21 protein-coding genes and 1 pseudogene are annotated in these 16,779 nt (G+C 38.0%); 5 read left to right on the top strand and 17 right to left on the bottom strand.

Features of this window, described 5'->3' with window-relative positions; translation table 11 throughout:
* Window positions 1-15: 15 nt before the first annotated feature.
* Window positions 16-234: a helix-turn-helix domain-containing protein gene (locus BQ5364_RS07355; RefSeq protein ID WP_071143929.1), complete on the bottom strand. Its 219-nt coding sequence runs from the start codon at window positions 232-234 to the stop codon at window positions 16-18.
* 348 nt (window positions 235-582) lie between these two features.
* Here BQ5364_RS07355 and BQ5364_RS18920 point away from each other — a divergent pair.
* Window positions 583-831 (top strand): annotated as a pseudogene (locus BQ5364_RS18920) (plasmid mobilization protein); the annotation flags it as partial.
* 34 nt (window positions 832-865) lie between these two features.
* Here the strand turns inward: BQ5364_RS18920 and BQ5364_RS07350 are convergent.
* The 3 genes from BQ5364_RS07350 to BQ5364_RS17415 all read right to left on the bottom strand — a co-directional run bounded on the left by BQ5364_RS07350 (window position 866) and on the right by BQ5364_RS17415 (window position 2,526).
* Window positions 866-1,378, bottom strand: coding sequence for a DUF3991 domain-containing protein (locus BQ5364_RS07350; protein WP_117787842.1), 513 nt, complete (start codon window positions 1,376-1,378; stop codon window positions 866-868).
* 81 nt (window positions 1,379-1,459) lie between these two features.
* On the bottom strand, window positions 1,460-1,966 hold the full coding sequence (locus BQ5364_RS07345) for a hypothetical protein (RefSeq protein ID WP_022250030.1): 507 nt from the start codon (window positions 1,964-1,966) through the stop codon (window positions 1,460-1,462).
* Between the two features lie 98 nt (window positions 1,967-2,064).
* Window positions 2,065-2,526 (bottom strand): TnpV protein, encoded by a 462-nt coding sequence (locus BQ5364_RS17415; protein WP_235837135.1) that lies wholly within the window; start codon window positions 2,524-2,526, stop codon window positions 2,065-2,067.
* 192 nt (window positions 2,527-2,718) lie between these two features.
* Here BQ5364_RS17415 and BQ5364_RS07335 point away from each other — a divergent pair, with 192 nt between their 5' ends.
* The 3 genes from BQ5364_RS07335 (at window position 2,719) to BQ5364_RS07325 (ending at window position 4,236) form a co-directional block, all read left to right on the top strand.
* Window positions 2,719-3,003, top strand: a complete 285-nt coding sequence (locus BQ5364_RS07335; RefSeq protein WP_071143927.1) for a hypothetical protein — start codon at window positions 2,719-2,721, stop codon at window positions 3,001-3,003.
* A 74-nt stretch (window positions 3,004-3,077) separates the two neighbouring features.
* Complete coding sequence (locus BQ5364_RS18290) at window positions 3,078-3,425, top strand: transposase (protein WP_071143926.1); 348 nt, start codon at window positions 3,078-3,080, stop codon at window positions 3,423-3,425.
* A complete protein-coding gene (locus tag BQ5364_RS07325) occupies window positions 3,376-4,236 on the top strand; it encodes an IS3 family transposase (protein WP_071143925.1) in 861 nt (286 codons plus the stop codon). Before BQ5364_RS18290 ends, BQ5364_RS07325 begins: the two co-directional genes overlap by 50 nt.
* A gap of 548 nt (window positions 4,237-4,784) precedes the next feature.
* On the opposite strand, the gene BQ5364_RS07320 is transcribed toward BQ5364_RS07325, so the two are convergent.
* The 8 genes from BQ5364_RS07320 to BQ5364_RS07285 all read right to left on the bottom strand — a co-directional run bounded on the left by BQ5364_RS07320 (window position 4,785) and on the right by BQ5364_RS07285 (window position 10,630).
* Entirely contained in the window at window positions 4,785-5,243 is a 459-nt protein-coding gene (locus BQ5364_RS07320) for a M48 metallopeptidase family protein (protein ID WP_117787844.1), read from the bottom strand.
* The gene (locus BQ5364_RS07315) at window positions 5,188-5,529 is read right to left on the bottom strand and encodes an arsenate reductase family protein (RefSeq protein ID WP_004612392.1); all 342 of its coding nucleotides are present in this window, start codon (window positions 5,527-5,529) and stop codon (window positions 5,188-5,190) included. Before BQ5364_RS07315 ends, BQ5364_RS07320 begins: the two co-directional genes overlap by 56 nt.
* Before the next feature lie 19 nt (window positions 5,530-5,548).
* A complete protein-coding gene (locus BQ5364_RS07310) occupies window positions 5,549-6,277 on the bottom strand; it encodes a DUF3307 domain-containing protein (protein ID WP_004612391.1) in 729 nt (242 codons plus the stop codon).
* Entirely contained in the window at window positions 6,271-7,110 is an 840-nt protein-coding gene (locus BQ5364_RS07305; protein WP_044987090.1) for a SatD family protein, read from the bottom strand. The genes BQ5364_RS07310 and BQ5364_RS07305 overlap by 7 nt, the downstream gene beginning before the upstream one ends.
* Window positions 7,111-7,338: 228 nt before the next feature.
* Complete coding sequence (locus tag BQ5364_RS07300; RefSeq protein ID WP_004612389.1) at window positions 7,339-8,070, bottom strand: ABC transporter ATP-binding protein; 732 nt, start codon at window positions 8,068-8,070, stop codon at window positions 7,339-7,341.
* A 4-nt stretch (window positions 8,071-8,074) separates the two neighbouring features.
* Window positions 8,075-9,001 (bottom strand): glycine betaine ABC transporter substrate-binding protein, encoded by a 927-nt coding sequence (locus tag BQ5364_RS07295; RefSeq protein ID WP_004612388.1) that lies wholly within the window; start codon window positions 8,999-9,001, stop codon window positions 8,075-8,077.
* A gap of 1 nt (window position 9,002) precedes the next feature.
* On the bottom strand, window positions 9,003-9,647 hold the full coding sequence (locus BQ5364_RS07290; protein ID WP_022250267.1) for an ABC transporter permease: 645 nt from the start codon (window positions 9,645-9,647) through the stop codon (window positions 9,003-9,005).
* A gap of 86 nt (window positions 9,648-9,733) precedes the next feature.
* Window positions 9,734-10,630, bottom strand: coding sequence for a LysR family transcriptional regulator (locus BQ5364_RS07285; protein ID WP_071143924.1), 897 nt, complete (start codon window positions 10,628-10,630; stop codon window positions 9,734-9,736).
* Between the two features lie 162 nt (window positions 10,631-10,792).
* Here BQ5364_RS07285 and BQ5364_RS07280 point away from each other — a divergent pair, with 162 nt between their 5' ends.
* Window positions 10,793-12,235, top strand: coding sequence for a pyridoxal phosphate-dependent decarboxylase family protein (locus tag BQ5364_RS07280; RefSeq protein ID WP_071143923.1), 1,443 nt, complete (start codon window positions 10,793-10,795; stop codon window positions 12,233-12,235).
* A 3-nt stretch (window positions 12,236-12,238) separates the two neighbouring features.
* Here BQ5364_RS07280 and BQ5364_RS07275 read toward each other — a convergent pair whose 3' ends face one another.
* Genes BQ5364_RS07275 through BQ5364_RS07255 form a run of 5 tightly spaced genes read right to left on the bottom strand, consistent with a single transcriptional unit; the run spans window position 12,239 to window position 16,777 of the window.
* Window positions 12,239-12,883 carry an HAD family hydrolase gene (locus BQ5364_RS07275; RefSeq protein WP_004612384.1) on the bottom strand — a complete coding sequence of 215 codons (645 nt, stop codon included), beginning with the start codon at window positions 12,881-12,883 and terminating at the stop codon, window positions 12,239-12,241.
* Window positions 12,861-13,643, bottom strand: a complete 783-nt coding sequence (locus BQ5364_RS07270) for a YibE/F family protein (protein WP_004612383.1) — start codon at window positions 13,641-13,643, stop codon at window positions 12,861-12,863. The genes BQ5364_RS07275 and BQ5364_RS07270 overlap by 23 nt, the downstream gene beginning before the upstream one ends.
* Entirely contained in the window at window positions 13,640-14,737 is a 1,098-nt protein-coding gene (locus tag BQ5364_RS07265) for a YibE/F family protein (RefSeq protein ID WP_071143922.1), read from the bottom strand. The genes BQ5364_RS07270 and BQ5364_RS07265 overlap by 4 nt, the downstream gene beginning before the upstream one ends.
* Window positions 14,721-15,530 (bottom strand): Cof-type HAD-IIB family hydrolase, encoded by an 810-nt coding sequence (locus tag BQ5364_RS07260; protein ID WP_071143921.1) that lies wholly within the window; start codon window positions 15,528-15,530, stop codon window positions 14,721-14,723. Before BQ5364_RS07260 ends, BQ5364_RS07265 begins: the two co-directional genes overlap by 17 nt.
* Before the next feature lie 8 nt (window positions 15,531-15,538).
* Window positions 15,539-16,777, bottom strand: a complete 1,239-nt coding sequence (locus tag BQ5364_RS07255; RefSeq protein ID WP_004612380.1) for an MFS transporter — start codon at window positions 16,775-16,777, stop codon at window positions 15,539-15,541.
* Window positions 16,778-16,779 lie beyond the last annotated feature (2 nt).

Raw genomic sequence — 16,779 nt, 5'->3', positions numbered from 1 at the left:
TTATCCCCATAAACTTTATTTCATTATTTCTTCATCTGGTAAAACTTCTACAATTTCATCCATAGTACAATTTAGTGCATTACATATTTTAGCCATCACGTCCATGGTAACATTTTCATCTTTGGCTAATTTAGTCATAGTACTATTACCTATTGATGCCATTTCCTTTAAGTCTTTCTTTTTCATGTCACGATCAATCATCAATTTGAATAATTTTTTATATGATACACCCATTTGTTTTCCTCTTTCTTTTAAAGAAACGTGTAATATTCTGTTAATCTAAGTATACCATATATTTCTTATTTGGGGGCATTTTTCTTGCGGATTGGGTATTGGGTTTTATGAGATTTCTACAAATTCTATAATTTCTTTTACTATTTTTTCAGCATTCCACTCATTTCTGTCCACATCTAAATAATAGAAGGCTTTCTAAGTAACTAAGAGCAAGTTTCGCCTTGGGACCCGATAATTACTTTCATAATTATCTTGCCAGGCAACTTGTTGGGGATGATGATTCCCCAAACCCTCATTTGGTTCCTTCGTCACGGCTTTTGAAAGTCTTCGACTATTCAAAGAGGAGGCATGCTACCTATGGCAAGACCAAAAAAATCTATTCCACCGGCTAAAAACCGGGAAATCAAAATTCGTTTTACTGAAGAGCTTTATAATGTACTTACCAATGAGGCATTGGCAGCTCGCATCCCACGAACTGAGTACATTCGTCAGCTCATTCTAGATCATCATCCTGTAATTAAGCAGGAAGTTGTTTTCGACTGCACTAAAGTCTTAGAAATCTTTCGTGGACTTGGTAACTGTCGTGGTAATCTTAATCAGATTGCAAAACATCTGAATCAAGGTGGTGAACCTAATGGACAAGTTCGTAAACAAGTCCTTGTTTCCAGTTGCGTCCTTCCTGCAATTCCAACGTTGCAAAACTCAGTAGATCAATTGCCGACTCAAACAAATGCGCATGCTCTGCATTTGTCGTTTCAGATATGGAAAAAGAGAATCGTTTGTCACTGCCGGTAACTTCTCCCTTGTATGCTGATTTCGTCCCTCGCATGGCAGCATACTTTGCAATGCCTTGCTTGTCGTAACCAACGAATACTACATTATGGTATTTGGCAGTCTCAAAAAGCAAACTATTATCAATGCAGTACTGAATAATTTCCGGATAAATTCCTCTTTCTCTTAGATATTGTTTTGCACGATAAGGTTTATCCGTCAATTCCGGCATCAATAGTTTTTTGACTGGTTTTGTTTTAAATTCATATTCTTTGGTTGGTAGTTCCTCAATCGCATCACGACCAACGATTAATTCCACTGCTTCCGGCAGGGAATACTCTTTGACCTTCATTAAATAGTCTAAGGCACTCACACCACCGATTCCTCTGGAAAACTAGTACCATTTCCCGTTACTGATTTTTAAAGAATCATGTTCTCTGGTGCAGTAATTGTTTCATGAAATGTGAACCAGATTTCCCGGCTCACAACAGGATAGATAAGTAAGAAGGTCTATCCTTCGGGCCTGTTCAATGGCCTCTGCTTTGGTTTCCGGATAAGCTGTTATCGTAATTGTTTTGGTGTTCCAATCAAGTGTGTAACTGTCCGTTGCAACATTGGTAATATGATGCTCTGCTAAGAAATCTCTCAGATTCTTCATAGCTTCCAGATTGTCCGACATGATTACATTGACGTACGTTCGATCCTTGGAAAGCTTGTCATTCATAAAACATGCAAGAGAACAACCGACACCGCCAGCAACTGCTACAATCAGCATGGTCAATATGTGATCGGAAGTCACCACGTTTCGCATGATCCAGAAATAAATAAAGTCGGAAAGTATCACTGCAATTCCTGCAAGTACCCACCGACTTCTCTGGATCATAATTGTTTTTGTTGTATTAATGGCATTGTCTATCACTTTGGCGATAAACAAGATTTCCAGATAGATAATGCTGTGCATTTCTTTTCACTCCCTTCAAATAGAAAAAGCCGCAGAGTTTTACGCTCTACGGCCATCACATATTTCTATTTATCTTTGTTTTTATCGACTGAAATAGTTTATAAAAAGCGATATTTACCCTTTCCATGTCCACTTACAGGAACAATTATATTACTATCAAGTAATAATTTTATCAACTTAGATGCCCCTGAAGCTTTCAAACCAGTAATCTCTTCTATAACAGTTCTTCCAAAATATTCTTTTGTTCCACATTTCAAAAAAATGTTAATTGTGTGATTTATTGTTTTTTCCGAAATTCTATCCGAAAAACTCATTATTTTATTTCGAATATCCACTTTTACACTTTCAATGTCCACTTTTTTATTGAAAGATCCACTAATATGCATTGATCGATTATGAAGCTCATTTCTTTCGTCTAACTCTTGTTGGGTGTGTTCTCTCAGCAGATTCATATGTCTTACCCATGCCATAGCGTCTGTTTCCTTATCCGGTGTCAGATTCTGTTTCTGCAGAAACGCTCTGCGCATTCTGCCATACTTATTTAAAATCTTATCTTCCACTGGCTTTAATACAATTTCTTGGACAAAATAGTCCCCACCTGTATATTCCATTTAAGTAGTGCACTTTTTCCGGGAATTCAGAGCACCTAAATCCGATATTTCAGAGCAGGTATTTCCGCCCTATAGTGCAATCATCTATAATGAATCCATACACATAAAAATGTGTAAATTCATTACAGGAGGTCGATAACCATGACTGATTATCGAGAAATCATCAGACTACATAGTCTGAAGTTCAGCAATGTATCTATTGCCAACAGCTTATGCTGCTCACGCAACACAGTTTCAGAAGTGCTGAAGCTTGCTGAAACACATTCTCTGGAATGGCCTATTCCAGAAACTCTTTCCAACAAAGATATCGAGTATCTGTTTTATCCAAACAGAGGCAATAATGAGGGAAGAAGACTCCCTGATTATGAGTATGTTTACAATGAGCTGGCCAAGCCGGGTGTAACGCTCTCTATAATGGTATCGTAATTTAAGACACTTCAAGAGACATTTCTTAATGAATCTGATATACTGTAAACACTACAGAAAGAAGGATTATTATTATGTCTCGAACAAGAAGAAATTTCTCTGCCAAATTCAAATCAGAATTAGTGATTGAACTGCTCAAAGGAGAAAAAGACTTAAATACAATCGCAACCGAAAACAATATTCAGCCGAATCTTCTCCGCAACTGGAAGAAGGAGTTCCTCGATAAAGCATCCGTGGTTTTTGATGACACACGAGAGGATAATCTGAAAGAAAAACTCGCTTTAGAACGCAAGGAAAAAGCTGAATATGCGAAAAAAGTTGGCCAGCTCACCATGCAGGTGGATTGGTTGAAAAAAAAATCTGAAGAAACACTTGGACCTGACTACGAGAGTAAATTTAGTCCAAAACCTTTTGAAGACTAAAGAACTTCCAGTTAAAACAGGAGCTGCACTTCTTGATATCAATCGTACCAGTGTTTATTACAAGGGCATGCCCATATCTCAGGAGGAGTTGGATTGCAAATCGATCATAGATCGATTACACACGGATAACCCGGCCTGGGGAGCACGACAACTGTCTGCTCAACTGAAGAAGCGTGGGCATCAGGTTGGTCGCCGGAAAACGCGCCGTTATATGAATGAAATGGGGATTGATCCAATTTATCCAAAAATGAACCTTTCTAAACGTATGCAACAGGCTAAAGTCTGCCCGTATCTGCTACGTAACGCCGTTATCGACCGTCCAAATCAGGCATGGTCAATCGACATTACATACATCCCCATTAAGCGTGGATTCCTGTATCTGACTGCTGTGATTGACTGGTACAGCCGCTGTATCGTTGGCTGGGAAGTCGATGATACTCTGGATACCAGAATGGTCATAACTGCGTTAAAAAAGGCATTTATAGTGGCAAAACCTGTTATCCTGAATTCAGATCAGGGCTGTCAGTTTACAAGCAATGAGTACATGAATTTCCTCAAAGAGAACCAGATCCGTCAAAGCATGGATGGTAAAAGCCGGTGGGCTGACAATATCATGATTGAACGATGGTTCCGAAGCTTCAAGTACGAGGAAGCATATCTGACCCAATATAACAATATCAGAGAAGCACGGAAGGCAATCGGTAAATATGTGCACACTTACAACTTTGAACGTTGTCATTCTGCACTCAATAATCAAACACCGGCATCCTGCTATTATCCGATTCTGTTACTGGATGATCATGCAGCCTAAGGGGGGGATTTTCTCCCCTACCCAGTTACATATATCAGTTCATTATAAAAATCTAAGGTTTTTATAATGAACTGATATGATTGGTAGTTACCTGGAATCAGAGAAAAGTTCCCTGATCCATATATGCATTAAGCTATGCCTGAAACTTATACATGTTAAATGAACCAATTCTGTATATCACCCTTTTCCTCTCCCTTCTCATCAAACTATCAATCATTACGTCTGATATAACTCAAGCATTTTTTATCTCTTACCAGTCATCTCTATAAACATTAACCCAAAGCAAAGTCATATTTAACTTTTGAATTTCTCAATATTACAAAATATAATCTTGTCTTTTTCTAATTTCTAAAATCTTCTTTTTCCACTTTATCTCATATCCAATTTTCAAACCGATATACCTCATTTACCTTCTCTTCTGCCATGCTATTAGCCTGTGCCTGATGGACTACAATAGCCCCTACTCCAGTAACGATGATTTGATAATTTTCTTTCAATAAATAACCCATGGTGCCTATAATTTAATCTCAAGCGCTAATAGTACCTTTTCAACTCATCCGTTCCATTATTTCATTCCCATGATCCTTAAGCCATTTCCTATGCTTCTTATAATCCGGCATCATCTGCTCCACCTGTTTCCAAAATGCTTTGGAATGATTCATTTCTATCAAATGACACAATTCATGTATCACCACATAATCTACCACTTCATCCGGCGCCAACATCAATAAACAATTAAAATTCAGATTCCCTTTGCTGCTGCAACTTCCCCATCTGGTTTTCTGATTTCGAATTGTAATTCGCCCATACTGAACATTCATCAAACCGGCATAATGCTTTACTTTCACTGAAATGACCTTTAAAGCAAGATCAGCTAATTTATGAATCTCTGTCATAGATAGTTTTTCGATGGTTTTCAGTTCCTTTCGTCTTTCTTCAACTTTTTCCAATCTATTTCCACTCTTTCCAAACTTCCGGCTGATATCCAACTGTTGCCTGTTTCCCATTCCTTACAATTGGCGTCAATAAAACTTTCTGATTCTCTAACACCTTCTCATCTTTATCTTCATCTGCAATGTACTGAATCATTGCCAGTGCATCTTTGTCCTTACATTTAGGATTCAGCATTTTTTCCAATCCGCCTACTGCCTGTTTGATACTATTATATTCTCCCTTACTAAGTCCCTTTTCTTTCATATCAACAAATTGATACTTAATATTCCGTTCCTTAAAATAGCGCATCGCTTTTTTTGTATCAAAGCATTTATTAGTTCCAAATATTTGAATATTCATAATTTCAATCCTCTCTTTTCTACAATAATTTATAAATGATAAAAATCACTAGAGCTAAAACCATACTTGTTAAAGTTCCCAATAAGTATTTATTTCTGAACTCTGACTCTTTAAGATCATTTGTTCTAGCCCAAGTTTTTATTGTAATAATAATTGCTACTGCCGGAAAATTGTCAAAATACGCGAAAATTACAGTCAGAATTCTTTCCATAATTCCAATCATAGATCCAATATCAAATATCCCCATCTCCTCACTCTCTAGATATATATCTTGCAGCAATTTATTAATTAAAATCGAACAAGGCATCAGCAGCATAAGACCTACAAACACTACTTTTAAGGCCACATAATAATCGTCAATATAATAACTGAATGTTACAAATCGAAGAAGCAGACATATCATTCCGATATGTAATGCCTGATCAGCCAAAAACACTAACGTTTGCTTATTCTTTCGATTAAAATAACAAGTTCCGGTATCAATCAATATATGTGTTACCCATAATACAGTAATCATAGCAGTTGCATATACAGCCCCCATAATAAAGTATAAAACAACAAAAGGTGCTATGTATAACAACGAATGCAGCATCAGATACTTCCAGTTTACCCATGAGTGTTTTCCACATTTCTTACATTTCCCGCAAGCCGAGCTCTTTTTCGCATTTTTGCACCGTGCAACCTTAGTTGTCTGCAAATAAAAATCACCTAACAAATGCAAAACTATCAAGAGTAAATAATTTACCATATATCCTCCCCAAGCAATTCAAATATCGCTTTATCCATTGTTCTACTTTCTTTTATCTTTCCCGAAGAAATATATCTATCGATATTTTGACGTGTTGTATTCATAATTCGGGCAATCTCTGTCGCCATTCCAAATGCCCAGAATTCATCCATACAAAACGTTACTTCTTTCTTCATATAGTGCTCCCTGTTTTCAAAAGCAAAAGCATACTCTACGTTTAAGATCATATTTTCTCTATATTTGTCTTTCCCCTTATTTTTCTGCCCTTGTTCTATCAAAATCTGCCTGCTTTCCAATATGAATTCATAAAATTTTTTATCTTCTTCCCGATAGACAAGCGGTAACATAATATCTGCAACAAGTTCTATGAGCTGCGCAGTCTGTGATTGACTTGTTTTCACCTGCATATCTGAGGAACACAAAACATTTAAATATTTGTCATATAAAGATTTTGTATGAAAACATATCGCATTATTTTTTTGTTTGCCAATTGAAACAATTGCAGCCCTTGCCAGATAATATGCTTCTCCATCAAATGCAGCCGATGTCCATTCTTCCACATCATACTTTATTTCTCCATACCCTATTCCACATCTTATTTTAATTGGATAAATCAAAATCTGTAGTTTTCGAATATATACAAATGCCGATTGCAGATCTAAAAATAATCCTTGGAATTCATCTCCCGCACTAGATACCACTTCTTTTTTTATGCTATCGCGATATATACCATTTAGATAATCGATACAATTCATTAACATCTGTTGCACTTCATATCGCTCACTATATTTTCGTGATTCTATCACATCAAACATAACAGCAGCATATCTCATACAAATCACCCCCTTTTCTACGTAAATCATATCGCATTTACAGTACAAAAGCAACTGATTTTAATTGCTTTTTTAAATAGCAATCTTTTTTCATTGCTTTTTAAATTTGCAACTCTATTATAATGCTTTTACAGAATCAAAAAAGACAAATTCAAAACACACCACTCAAGTATATCTGAATCTGTCTCTTTCTTTTTCAAACTTTCACCACATAGACCTTCTAATTTTTTACAACAAATTCTGTCCCACTAACTGATAAACAAACTCATTCGCCGGTTCTTTCTTTATCTTCTCCGGTGTATCAAGCTGAACGATTTTCCCTTGATCCATCACAAGCACCCTGTCACCAAGTTTCATCGCTTCTCTGATATCATGCGTAATAAAAACAATCGTAATACCAAGTTTACGATGAAGTTTTAAAATTTCGTCCTGCATTGCCTGTTTGGTAATTTCGTCCAAAGCTCCAAAAGGCTCGTCCATCAGCATAATTCTTGCATTTGCTGCAAGAGCACGTGCAATCCCAACTCTTTGCTGCTGTCCTCCCGACAGTTCAGAAGGGTATCTTGAGAGCATCGATTGATCCAGCCCTACTGTCTCAATCAATCTGCACGCCAATTCATGATTTGTCTTTTTATCTTTCTTTCCACTAATTACCGGAACATACGTTATATTCTTTTCCACTGTCATATGAGGGAACAGCCCCTTATTTTGAATCACATAGCCAATCTTTCTCCGAAGCTCAATGATGTTCTCTTCGCCAATATCTTTTCCACCAATATAAACTTTCCCTTTTTCCGGACAATTCAAACCATTGATCATTTTTAACATCGTAGTCTTTCCGCAGCCAGAACGTCCGATTACCGTTAAAAACTCACCTTCCGGAATAGAAATAGAAAAATCATCTAATACCGTATGCTCTCCAAAGCTTTTTGTTACATGTTCCAGTCTTATCATTTCCATAGTTCTACTCCTCGATCAGTCCTTTTTTGATAAGGAAATCTTTTGCAACAACCGCTTCATCTTTTCCATCTATTTCCACCTGATAATTCAATTCTGCCATCTCCTGATCAGATAAAATTCCGTTCATCAACATAAGCGTTTTCTCTAAATCAGGATATTTTTCTAATGTCTCTTCTCTTACAACTGTAGAACAAAAATAGTTCACTTGATATCCTTTGTCATCTTCAAGCACCACTATATTATCTTTAGAAATCTGAGCATCTGTCGTAAATCCATTCGTCACCTGAATGTCATCATTTTCCATTGCTTTATATTTCAATCCGATATCAATATCTTTTACATTTTTAAATTCCAATCCATATGCTTTGCACACACCCGGAAAACCATCTTCTCTTTCAATATAGTCCGGATTTCCTCCAAACACCAGATCTTTTGAAACTTTCGCAAGATCAGAACAGTTCTTTAACTGATATTTATCTGCAACCTTTTTGCTAACTGCAAGAGCATATGTGTTATTAAATCCGTAAAGTCCAAGCCATGTCATTTGAAACTTTTCCTGATATTCTTTCTGTAATTTTTCAAGTATTTCGTCATCTGACACCTCGCCTGCCTGATTTCCCAGTACCATTACCCAGCCACTTGAAGTATATTCCGGATACAGATCAAACTCACCTTTTTCCATTGCCGGATGAATATTACTCGTTCCTCCTCCAATTCCTTTTGTCACTTCAACTTTATAATCCGTTTTGTTTTCAATCAATTGCTTTAACATTTCCCCTAAAATATACTGCTCTGTCATCGGTTTAGTAGCAATTTTTATCGTTCCTGTTATCCCCTTTCCTGTTTCTTTTTTTTCACTTCCACATCCTGCTGCCGAAACTGTCATCACTACAACTAACAGACATGCAGCCACTTTTTTTAATATTCTCATTTTACATTTTTCTCCTTCTTTTAATATATTTTTCTAATTGTCCAAGTAGTAAATCACTTAGCAAAGCAACTGCGGCAATCACAAGGCTTCCTCCAAAAGTCATCGCCGTGTCATACATCGTAATCCCGCGATAAATGGCAACTCCAAGCCCGCCTGCTCCAATAAACGATGCAATCGCTGCAACTGAAATAGTCATAACAACCATATTGCGAATCCCTGCAATAATCACATCTAGTGCGAGCGGAAGCTTAATTTTCATCATCAATTGAAGCTTTGTGCTGCCCATTCCTTCTGCCGCGCTGATTATTTCGCTGCTCACACCTTTCATTCCTGCATAGGTGTTTCTTACCATCGGCATAATTCCATAGAGTGTCAGTGCAATCACTGCCGTAGTATTTCCAATCCCAAATAATGGTATCAGCATTCCTAAAAGTGAAATAGCCGGAATTGTATAAAATATATTGGCTATACCTAAAATTGGAGCTGCTGCCCATTCATGCTCGGAAATCCATATTCCCAAAAGCAATCCAATAATTCCGGCTAAACAAATAGCTGTCATAGACAAACCAATATGTTCTAAAATCAACTGGATAAACCATTCTTTTCGCTCTCCATAAAGTGAAAAGACCTCTTTTAAAAATTCCAATTCTTTTCTCCTTCTCTTAACTTCTTAATTCCTGTCTCTCATTCTTTTATAAAGACATGATACAGAACGAATGTTTTATTGTCAATCTATTTTGTTTTCTGCCCTTCATATTGTTTTACCAGTTCAATAAATCTTTCCATCTCCTGTGTTACCCATTTATTTCGACAGTATAACAACTGACTATACATCTCAACTGTAGGAATATCTGTCTGAATTTCTGATAAACGCTTTTTCCTCAATTCTTCTCTGACTGTAAATTCCGGCAAAAAAGAATACCCCATTCCTTTTTTTAACAGATGGATAATCGTTTCTGTATTTCCAATTTCTAAAATCGGAAAAATTTCTAAATCTCGATCGGCTAATAATCTCTCAAGCTCATATCGATACGCAGCTCCCTGTTCGGTTAATAAAAATGGTTTTTCTACGAGTTCTTGAATCGTCATCTGTTCTTTCTCATATGTTCCCTCTTCAGTTAAAGTCACAAATGATATTCTTTCTTTTTTCTGCACTGCTTTTACCCATTCCGCACTGCATATCTTTCGATCTAGGGTAAATACAAAATCAATCGCATTACTTTTTGCCATCTCCATCAATTTTTCTGTTGTCCCTGATTTTATAACCGTTTTCACTTTCGGATATTGTTTGTGAAAAGAAAGCAATAGTTCCGGAAGCAATGCTGTGCAGACAGATTCCACCCCTCCAATCCGGATTGTTCCGCTCACTTCTTTTTTATCTTTGGCAAACAAAGAAGCCCGACTTGTCACTCGCATAATTTCATTCGCATAAGAAGTAAATTCCGCACCTCTTTCTGTTAAATACACCCGTTTTCCAATCCTTTCAAACAGTGATATCCCAAGTTCTTTTTCCAATTGCCGTATTTGAATCGTCACAGCAGATTGAGAGTATCCCAATTGTTCTGCTGCCTTTGAAAAATTTTGTGTTGCTGCCACTTTTAAAAATGTATTGATATTTCTAAGTTCCATTCAATCCCTCAATTCTTTACATATCTATTCAAAGATAAATAAATATTTTTTATATATATAATGAAATTTATGAATTTAACAAATATATGAAAGTAGTATACAATAATCTCTCGTAAGCGTAAAGCTTTTGATTATATAAAATTACAGAAAGGAACGATACCTATGATTAACAGCGAAAATGTATTAAATAGTACGCAATTAGAAGAAGCAATTCAAAAATTTGTACATACTTTTTGTTTAGAAAAACACGATATACATTCCCAAAAAGTAACATGGCATACCGACGAAGGACAGGCAGAAAAAATCAAGCAAATCGGAATCCCGAAAGACGGACGCCCTGTAGATGATGTGATTACAGAAATGGTGAAAGAAGTTTACCGTTACCGAGGAGATGCTAACCACCCTCGCTTTTTCGGATTTGTTCCGGGGCCTGCCTCTTCCGTATCCTGGCTTGGAGATATTATGACCTCTGCATATAACATCCACGCCGGCGGAAGTAAATTGGCACCAACCGTCAATTGTATTGAGCAGGAAGTAATCCAATGGCTTTGTCACCAAGCCGGTTTTTGCGAAAATCCGGGTGGTGTGTTTGTCAGCGGAGGTTCTATGGCAAATATTACTGCTTTAACTGCCGCACGAGACAATAAATTAAATGAGGAGACACTGCATCTTGGGGTTGCGTATATCTCAGATCAAACACATAGTTCTGTTGCAAAAGGTCTTCGTATTATTGGAATTCCGAATACAAGGATTCGCAAAATCCATACCAATTCCAATTTCCAATTAAAAACAGACCTTCTTGAATCCCAAATTCAAAAAGATCTCGAAAACGGTTTACTCCCTTTTGTCGTCATTGGAACAGCCGGAACAACAAACACCGGAAGCATTGATCCTTTGGAAAAAATCTCCCAAATTTGTTCCAAATACAATCTATGGTTCCATATTGACGGCGCCTATGGTGCTTCTGTCTTATTAAGTCCAAAATACCGCCATTTATTGAAAGGCACAGAACTTGCTGACAGTATGAGCTGGGACGCACACAAATGGCTGTTTCAAACATACGGCTGTGCAATGGTTCTTGTCAAAGACATCAAACACCTTTTTAAAAGCTTTCATGTAAATCCGGAATATTTAAAAGACATCGAAGGCGATGCGGAACACATCAATCCATGGGATATCGGAATGGAACTCACCCGCCCTGCGCGCGGTTTAAAATTATGGCTGACTCTTCAGGTTTTAGGAACAGATTTAATTGGAAGTGCAATTGAACATGGTTTTGAACTTGCCACTTGGGCAGAAGAAACTCTCCGTGAATTAGATCACTGGGAAATTGTCTCTAAGTCTCAGCTTGCTATGATAAATTTCCGTTATACTTCCGATGAAATAAGCGAAGAAGCTTTAGATTTGTTACACGAACGTATTTCTGAACGCATTCTCGCAAGCGGATATGCTGCCGTATTTACAACTGTCTTAAATGGGAAAAAAGTATTGCGAATCTGCGCACTCCATCCCGAAACGACTCGAGATGATATGCGCACAACGATTCACATGCTTGATACATTTGCCAGAGAAATCCTAGCAGATATGAAAAAACAAAATAGCTAAGTCTTAATCAATATATTTAAGCACACCACACAATGTGTCTGCTACGCCAACAACTCTTTTCTGGCTTTCCGCATCAGGTTCTGTCAAATCCGGTACCATTACCGTTTTACACCCAGCATCTGATGCGGACCGAATCCCATTCGGCGAATCTTCTACCGCCATACATTCTTCCGGACGATATCCGATTTTTTCACACGCGTAAAGATATACATCTGGAAACGGTTTTCCCCGTTCTACCATCGTCGCACAGATAATCGAATCAAACCAATCGTAAATTCCGATTTCTGTCAAATATTGTTTGGTCCGCTCTTCATCTGTCGCCGTTACAACTGCAAGCTGCAGTCCTTTTTCCTTGAGCTTTTGAAGTGTCTCTTTCACTTCCGGTTTTATCTCAATCCCATTCTTCTCAATATGGTCTTTCATCAATTTTTTTCTTCGTGCACGAATTGAAAAATAATCATATTCTTTTCCGTATTTTTCCTGAAACGCCACAGATGCGAACTTACTTGCAAAACTTCGAAATTGATAACAGTCTTCCATCGTCAAAGACAATCCTGCTTCTGCTGCCGCCTGCTGCCAGAACTGCGTCAAATATTTCTCTGTATCAATCAAAACTCCATCCATATCAAACAGCACTGCTTTTATCATTTTTTTCCTCCTCTTTTGTCAACATCTGAGACACCGTCCAGGCAGAAATCGGAACTGCCAAAAGACATGCGATTACCCCGACAAACATCATCGCCAGACCTTGAAATAAAAATTTAGAGTTTAGAACCATTTCTAAATTATATTTCCCCTGTTGTAAATACGCAAACATCATCATCGACTCCCCAAAATATGCAAACAGCAACGTATTAACGGTTGTTCCGATGATGTCTTTTCCAACTTGAAGTCCGGAATGAAAATATTCCCTCCGGTCAAGCCCGCTTTTATGCACAGACACTTCATAAACAGCCGAAGTCACAGAAAGCGCTGTATCCATCACAGCTCCCAATGCACTTAAAATAACAATGCCTGCTGCAATCTGCTGCATATGAATATCAATATCCATCGTATAATAGAGCTGAACATCTTCCTGTATCATTTGAATCTCGTTTAGTCCACCGCTTCCTGTTTTCCATACACCCAGATAAATACAGATGGATAAAGCAAACATAATCAAAGCAACCGACAACAATGCCGAACGAGTTTTCAAATTATTTCCATTCTGTTTCAGCAAAGTAATATAACTGATGCTGAGTGTCGCCGCAAAAATCACCAAAAACGGAGGCGCTCCATTTGCCAATAATATCACGGTAAACGCAAGTACAGCAATATTGCCGCACAGTGCAAGTACAGCCACCGCGCCTCGGTCTCCTCCGATTAAAATCAGGAGAAGGAACAATACAAGTGCAAGTACTCCTATCATTTTTCTCTCCCCTTTCTAATCTGCAGTTTGAACAAAGCGGAAGCAACTACGATTGAAATCGGTATCGCTGCCACAATTCCGATACTCTCAATCAAAAATCTTGAAATCTCAAACGGAATATACAATCTTACATTTGTGAAAAACGCAACTTCGTTGTTCATGCGAATCAAAAAAGATGGAATCAAACCAGCTGCAAACGTAAATAGAAGAACACTGATCATAGTTCCCATGATATCGTATCCTACTTCCCTTCCGGAAAGATACAGTTTTTTTATAGAGATATCCGGCTTTTTCCGAATCAGTTCTCCCATTGCCGCCGACAATGTAACAGCAACGTCCATAATAGCACCAAGCCCCGCAAACAGAACTTCTGCGACAAACACATCTTCCGGATGCTCCGTACTTCCAAGATACTCCATCATGGAATAATCAAGCGCCGCGGTATGATTCATAGTAAATAGGAAAATTCCCATAATCAGCGCCAGAACACAAAGCGTCGATAATATAGCCGCCACTGTTTTTCTGTCCAGTCCGGTTAAAAAAAATATCGTGACCAGTGTAAACACAACCGCAAGCACATTGCAGACTCTTAAAATATCATATCCCCGCAAATACAACAAAAATCCGGCGCTATAAATCACCAGATTGACAATCATTGTAAAGATCGTTCGCAGCCCTTGCTTTTTTGTAATTCCAATAAGCAAGAATAAAATCACACCGAAAATTGCCGCCAGATACGTATCTCTCTTTAATGTTTTAATCGTGCCGGTTGCCTTCCCGCCATTTGAATTAAGCAGCACCTTGTCCCCTTTATGATACTTTTGTCCGGTAATCATCGAAGAGGTATATGTATTTTTCAATACGATATTCTGTCCTTTTTCTGTTCCATTTAGTATTCTGGCTTCCATAGTCTGTTTATAATAGAGTTCTTTTCCGCCCCGCACTGCCTTTCTAGATGCGGTCTGTTCTTCTTTCACATGCGTGATTTTTGCAATCGGTGTTTTATAAATCCACGCATCATTCGCAACAAACAACAATACCAAAATATACAAAAGAACTCCAAGGCACCACTTTTTCCTATAACAATTTTTCATAAATCGCTTTGGCAACCCCGCTTTCATCATTACTTGCCGTCACATATTTTGCAATCTTCTTGATTTCTTCATTGGCATTTCCCATCGCAATTGGATATCCGGCTCTCACCAGCATAGAATGATCATTCTCATTATCACCAATTGCCATCACTTCCTCCATGTGGATTTCCAAATATCTGCAAAGATGCTCCAACGCTTTCCCTTTTTGTGCATCTTTCTGTGTAATTTCTATATAGCCACTGGTAGAAATCGCCAATTCCAGATCATCAAACGGCTCCAATTTATTTTTGATACTCTCTAATTTTTCTTTCTTTCCAGAAAATACTTGAATCTTCTCAATCGGCTTTCCGCTTTTTTTCACAAACCCACACAAATCTTTGATTGCCTCACGCATTTTAAAATCTCCGTGATATGCCAGCTTTCGATAAAGCGCCTGCACTTTGGAATTGTCATAACATTTCCCCTCCTGATGAATGGCAATCCCAAGTGCGTCTTGTTGACAAATTTTCAAAACATCACACGCTGTTTCATTGGAAATAAGTTTCCGGTATAAAACCTCTTTCTCTTTCCAGTCATAAACTTTTGCACCGTTTGACGTAATAATATACGAAAGTTCCTCCATTCCCCGCATATTTGCAGGCAGCCCTTCCAGACATCGTCCGGTTACCGGAACAACGTGGATTCCTTTCGCATACACCTCACGCAAAGCCTCTTTCGTTACCTTTGTCATTCTGTGTCTGCTATTTACAGCAGTCTCATCCATATCCACTGCAAGTAATTTAATCATTTTCATCAACCCTCTTATTTATTCAATTTTGCAGCTTTGCAGAATAATATAAAACCAATGACAAACAAAATCGTAATCATGGCAACTCCCGCATTCGCTGTGTTTGTAAGCTGAGCAATCACTCCCACGAGCGTCGTCCCAAGAAAAGACGCTCCTTTTCCGCAAATATCATAAATGCCGAAATACTCCCCTGCTTTTTCAGCCGGAATGATTTTTGCAAAGTAAGAACGTGACAATGCCTGAATTGCTCCTTGAAACATTCCTACCAAAACAGCAAGAAGCCAAAACTCCCACTGCTTATCCAATTGAATCGCAAACAATGCAATTCCCGTATACGCCAAAATACAAATTTTAATCAATAAATCAGTCGCATATTTCTTAGAACATTTTGCAAAAATAAGTGCAAACGGAAACGCTACAATCTGTGTAACTAAAAGTGCAAGCAGCAATCCGGTAGAATCAAGTCCCAACGCACTTCCATACGCAGTAGCCATCTCAATGATCGTGTACACCCCATCAATAAAGAAGAAAAAAGCAAGCAAGTATAAAAAGATATTTTTTTCTCTCTTAATATCTTTTAAAGTATGACCCAATCGCTGAAAACTGTCACTCACCGGATGCGCCGGCATCTGTGCAAAATTCACCTGTTCATAATTTTTCAGCAGCGGAATCGTCACGATAAACCACCATGCGGCATTTAAGAAAAAGGCAATCATCATAGCTGTCCCCATCGTAATTCCGATTTTATCGTACATCAGCACGAAGACAAGCGAAATAATAAACGGTACACAGCTTCCGATGTATCCCCACGCATATCCGTAAGAAGATACCACATCCATTCGGTCATGCTCTGTAACATCAACCAGCATAGAATCATAAAAAATTAAACTTGCATTATATCCGACTTTTGCAATGACAAAAACAGCTAAAAACACAACCCACGAAGTCGGAAATGCTAACGCCGCACAACCAATCACACCGACCATCATACTGATCGTAAACAGCGGCTTCTTATAATTCTTTGTATCTGCAATTGTTCCAAGAATCGGTCCAATCAATGCTACTATGATAGTTGCCGCGGAAGCCGCATATCCCCAATAAGCCAAAGAATTAACTTCTGATACGCCTGCAGTTCCGGTCAAATAATTAAAATAAATCGGTATGATCGTGGAAACAAGCAATACAAATGCAGAGTTTCCCACATCATAAAGAATCCAATACTTTTCCTTGTTCGTCAGTTTTTGTTTTTCCATAC

The organism is Coprococcus phoceensis (genome assembly GCF_900104635.1).
In the GTDB taxonomy this organism is placed as follows: Bacteria; Bacillota; Clostridia; order Lachnospirales; family Lachnospiraceae; genus Faecalimonas; species Faecalimonas phoceensis.
The sequence above is the reverse complement of the archived record's forward strand: the minus strand, read 5'-3'. Positions and strand labels throughout refer to the sequence as shown.

What these genes read in the sequence shown, in the direction of transcription:
- BQ5364_RS07355 (WP_071143929.1), bottom strand. Translation starts at nt 234, where the DNA reads ATGGGTGTATCATATAAAAAATTATTCAAATTGATGATTGATCGTGAC.
- BQ5364_RS07345 (WP_022250030.1), bottom strand. Translation starts at nt 1,966, where the DNA reads ATGCACAGCATTATCTATCTGGAAATCTTGTTTATCGCCAAAGTGATA.
- BQ5364_RS07335 (WP_071143927.1), top strand. Translation starts at nt 2,719, where the DNA reads ATGACTGATTATCGAGAAATCATCAGACTACATAGTCTGAAGTTCAGC.
- BQ5364_RS18290 (WP_071143926.1), top strand. Translation starts at nt 3,078, where the DNA reads ATGTCTCGAACAAGAAGAAATTTCTCTGCCAAATTCAAATCAGAATTA.
- BQ5364_RS07320 (WP_117787844.1), bottom strand. Translation starts at nt 5,243, where the DNA reads ATGGGAAACAGGCAACAGTTGGATATCAGCCGGAAGTTTGGAAAGAGT.
- BQ5364_RS07315 (WP_004612392.1), bottom strand. Translation starts at nt 5,529, where the DNA reads ATGAATATTCAAATATTTGGAACTAATAAATGCTTTGATACAAAAAAA.
- BQ5364_RS07310 (WP_004612391.1), bottom strand. Translation starts at nt 6,277, where the DNA reads ATGGTAAATTATTTACTCTTGATAGTTTTGCATTTGTTAGGTGATTTT.
- BQ5364_RS07305 (WP_044987090.1), bottom strand. Translation starts at nt 7,110, where the DNA reads ATGAGATATGCTGCTGTTATGTTTGATGTGATAGAATCACGAAAATAT.
- BQ5364_RS07300 (WP_004612389.1), bottom strand. Translation starts at nt 8,070, where the DNA reads ATGGAAATGATAAGACTGGAACATGTAACAAAAAGCTTTGGAGAGCAT.
- BQ5364_RS07295 (WP_004612388.1), bottom strand. Translation starts at nt 9,001, where the DNA reads ATGAGAATATTAAAAAAAGTGGCTGCATGTCTGTTAGTTGTAGTGATG.
- BQ5364_RS07285 (WP_071143924.1), bottom strand. Translation starts at nt 10,630, where the DNA reads ATGGAACTTAGAAATATCAATACATTTTTAAAAGTGGCAGCAACACAA.
- BQ5364_RS07280 (WP_071143923.1), top strand. Translation starts at nt 10,793, where the DNA reads ATGATTAACAGCGAAAATGTATTAAATAGTACGCAATTAGAAGAAGCA.
- BQ5364_RS07275 (WP_004612384.1), bottom strand. Translation starts at nt 12,883, where the DNA reads ATGATAAAAGCAGTGCTGTTTGATATGGATGGAGTTTTGATTGATACA.
- BQ5364_RS07270 (WP_004612383.1), bottom strand. Translation starts at nt 13,643, where the DNA reads ATGATAGGAGTACTTGCACTTGTATTGTTCCTTCTCCTGATTTTAATC.
- BQ5364_RS07265 (WP_071143922.1), bottom strand. Translation starts at nt 14,737, where the DNA reads ATGAAAAATTGTTATAGGAAAAAGTGGTGCCTTGGAGTTCTTTTGTAT.
- BQ5364_RS07260 (WP_071143921.1), bottom strand. Translation starts at nt 15,530, where the DNA reads ATGAAAATGATTAAATTACTTGCAGTGGATATGGATGAGACTGCTGTA.
- BQ5364_RS07255 (WP_004612380.1), bottom strand. Translation starts at nt 16,777, where the DNA reads ATGGAAAAACAAAAACTGACGAACAAGGAAAAGTATTGGATTCTTTAT.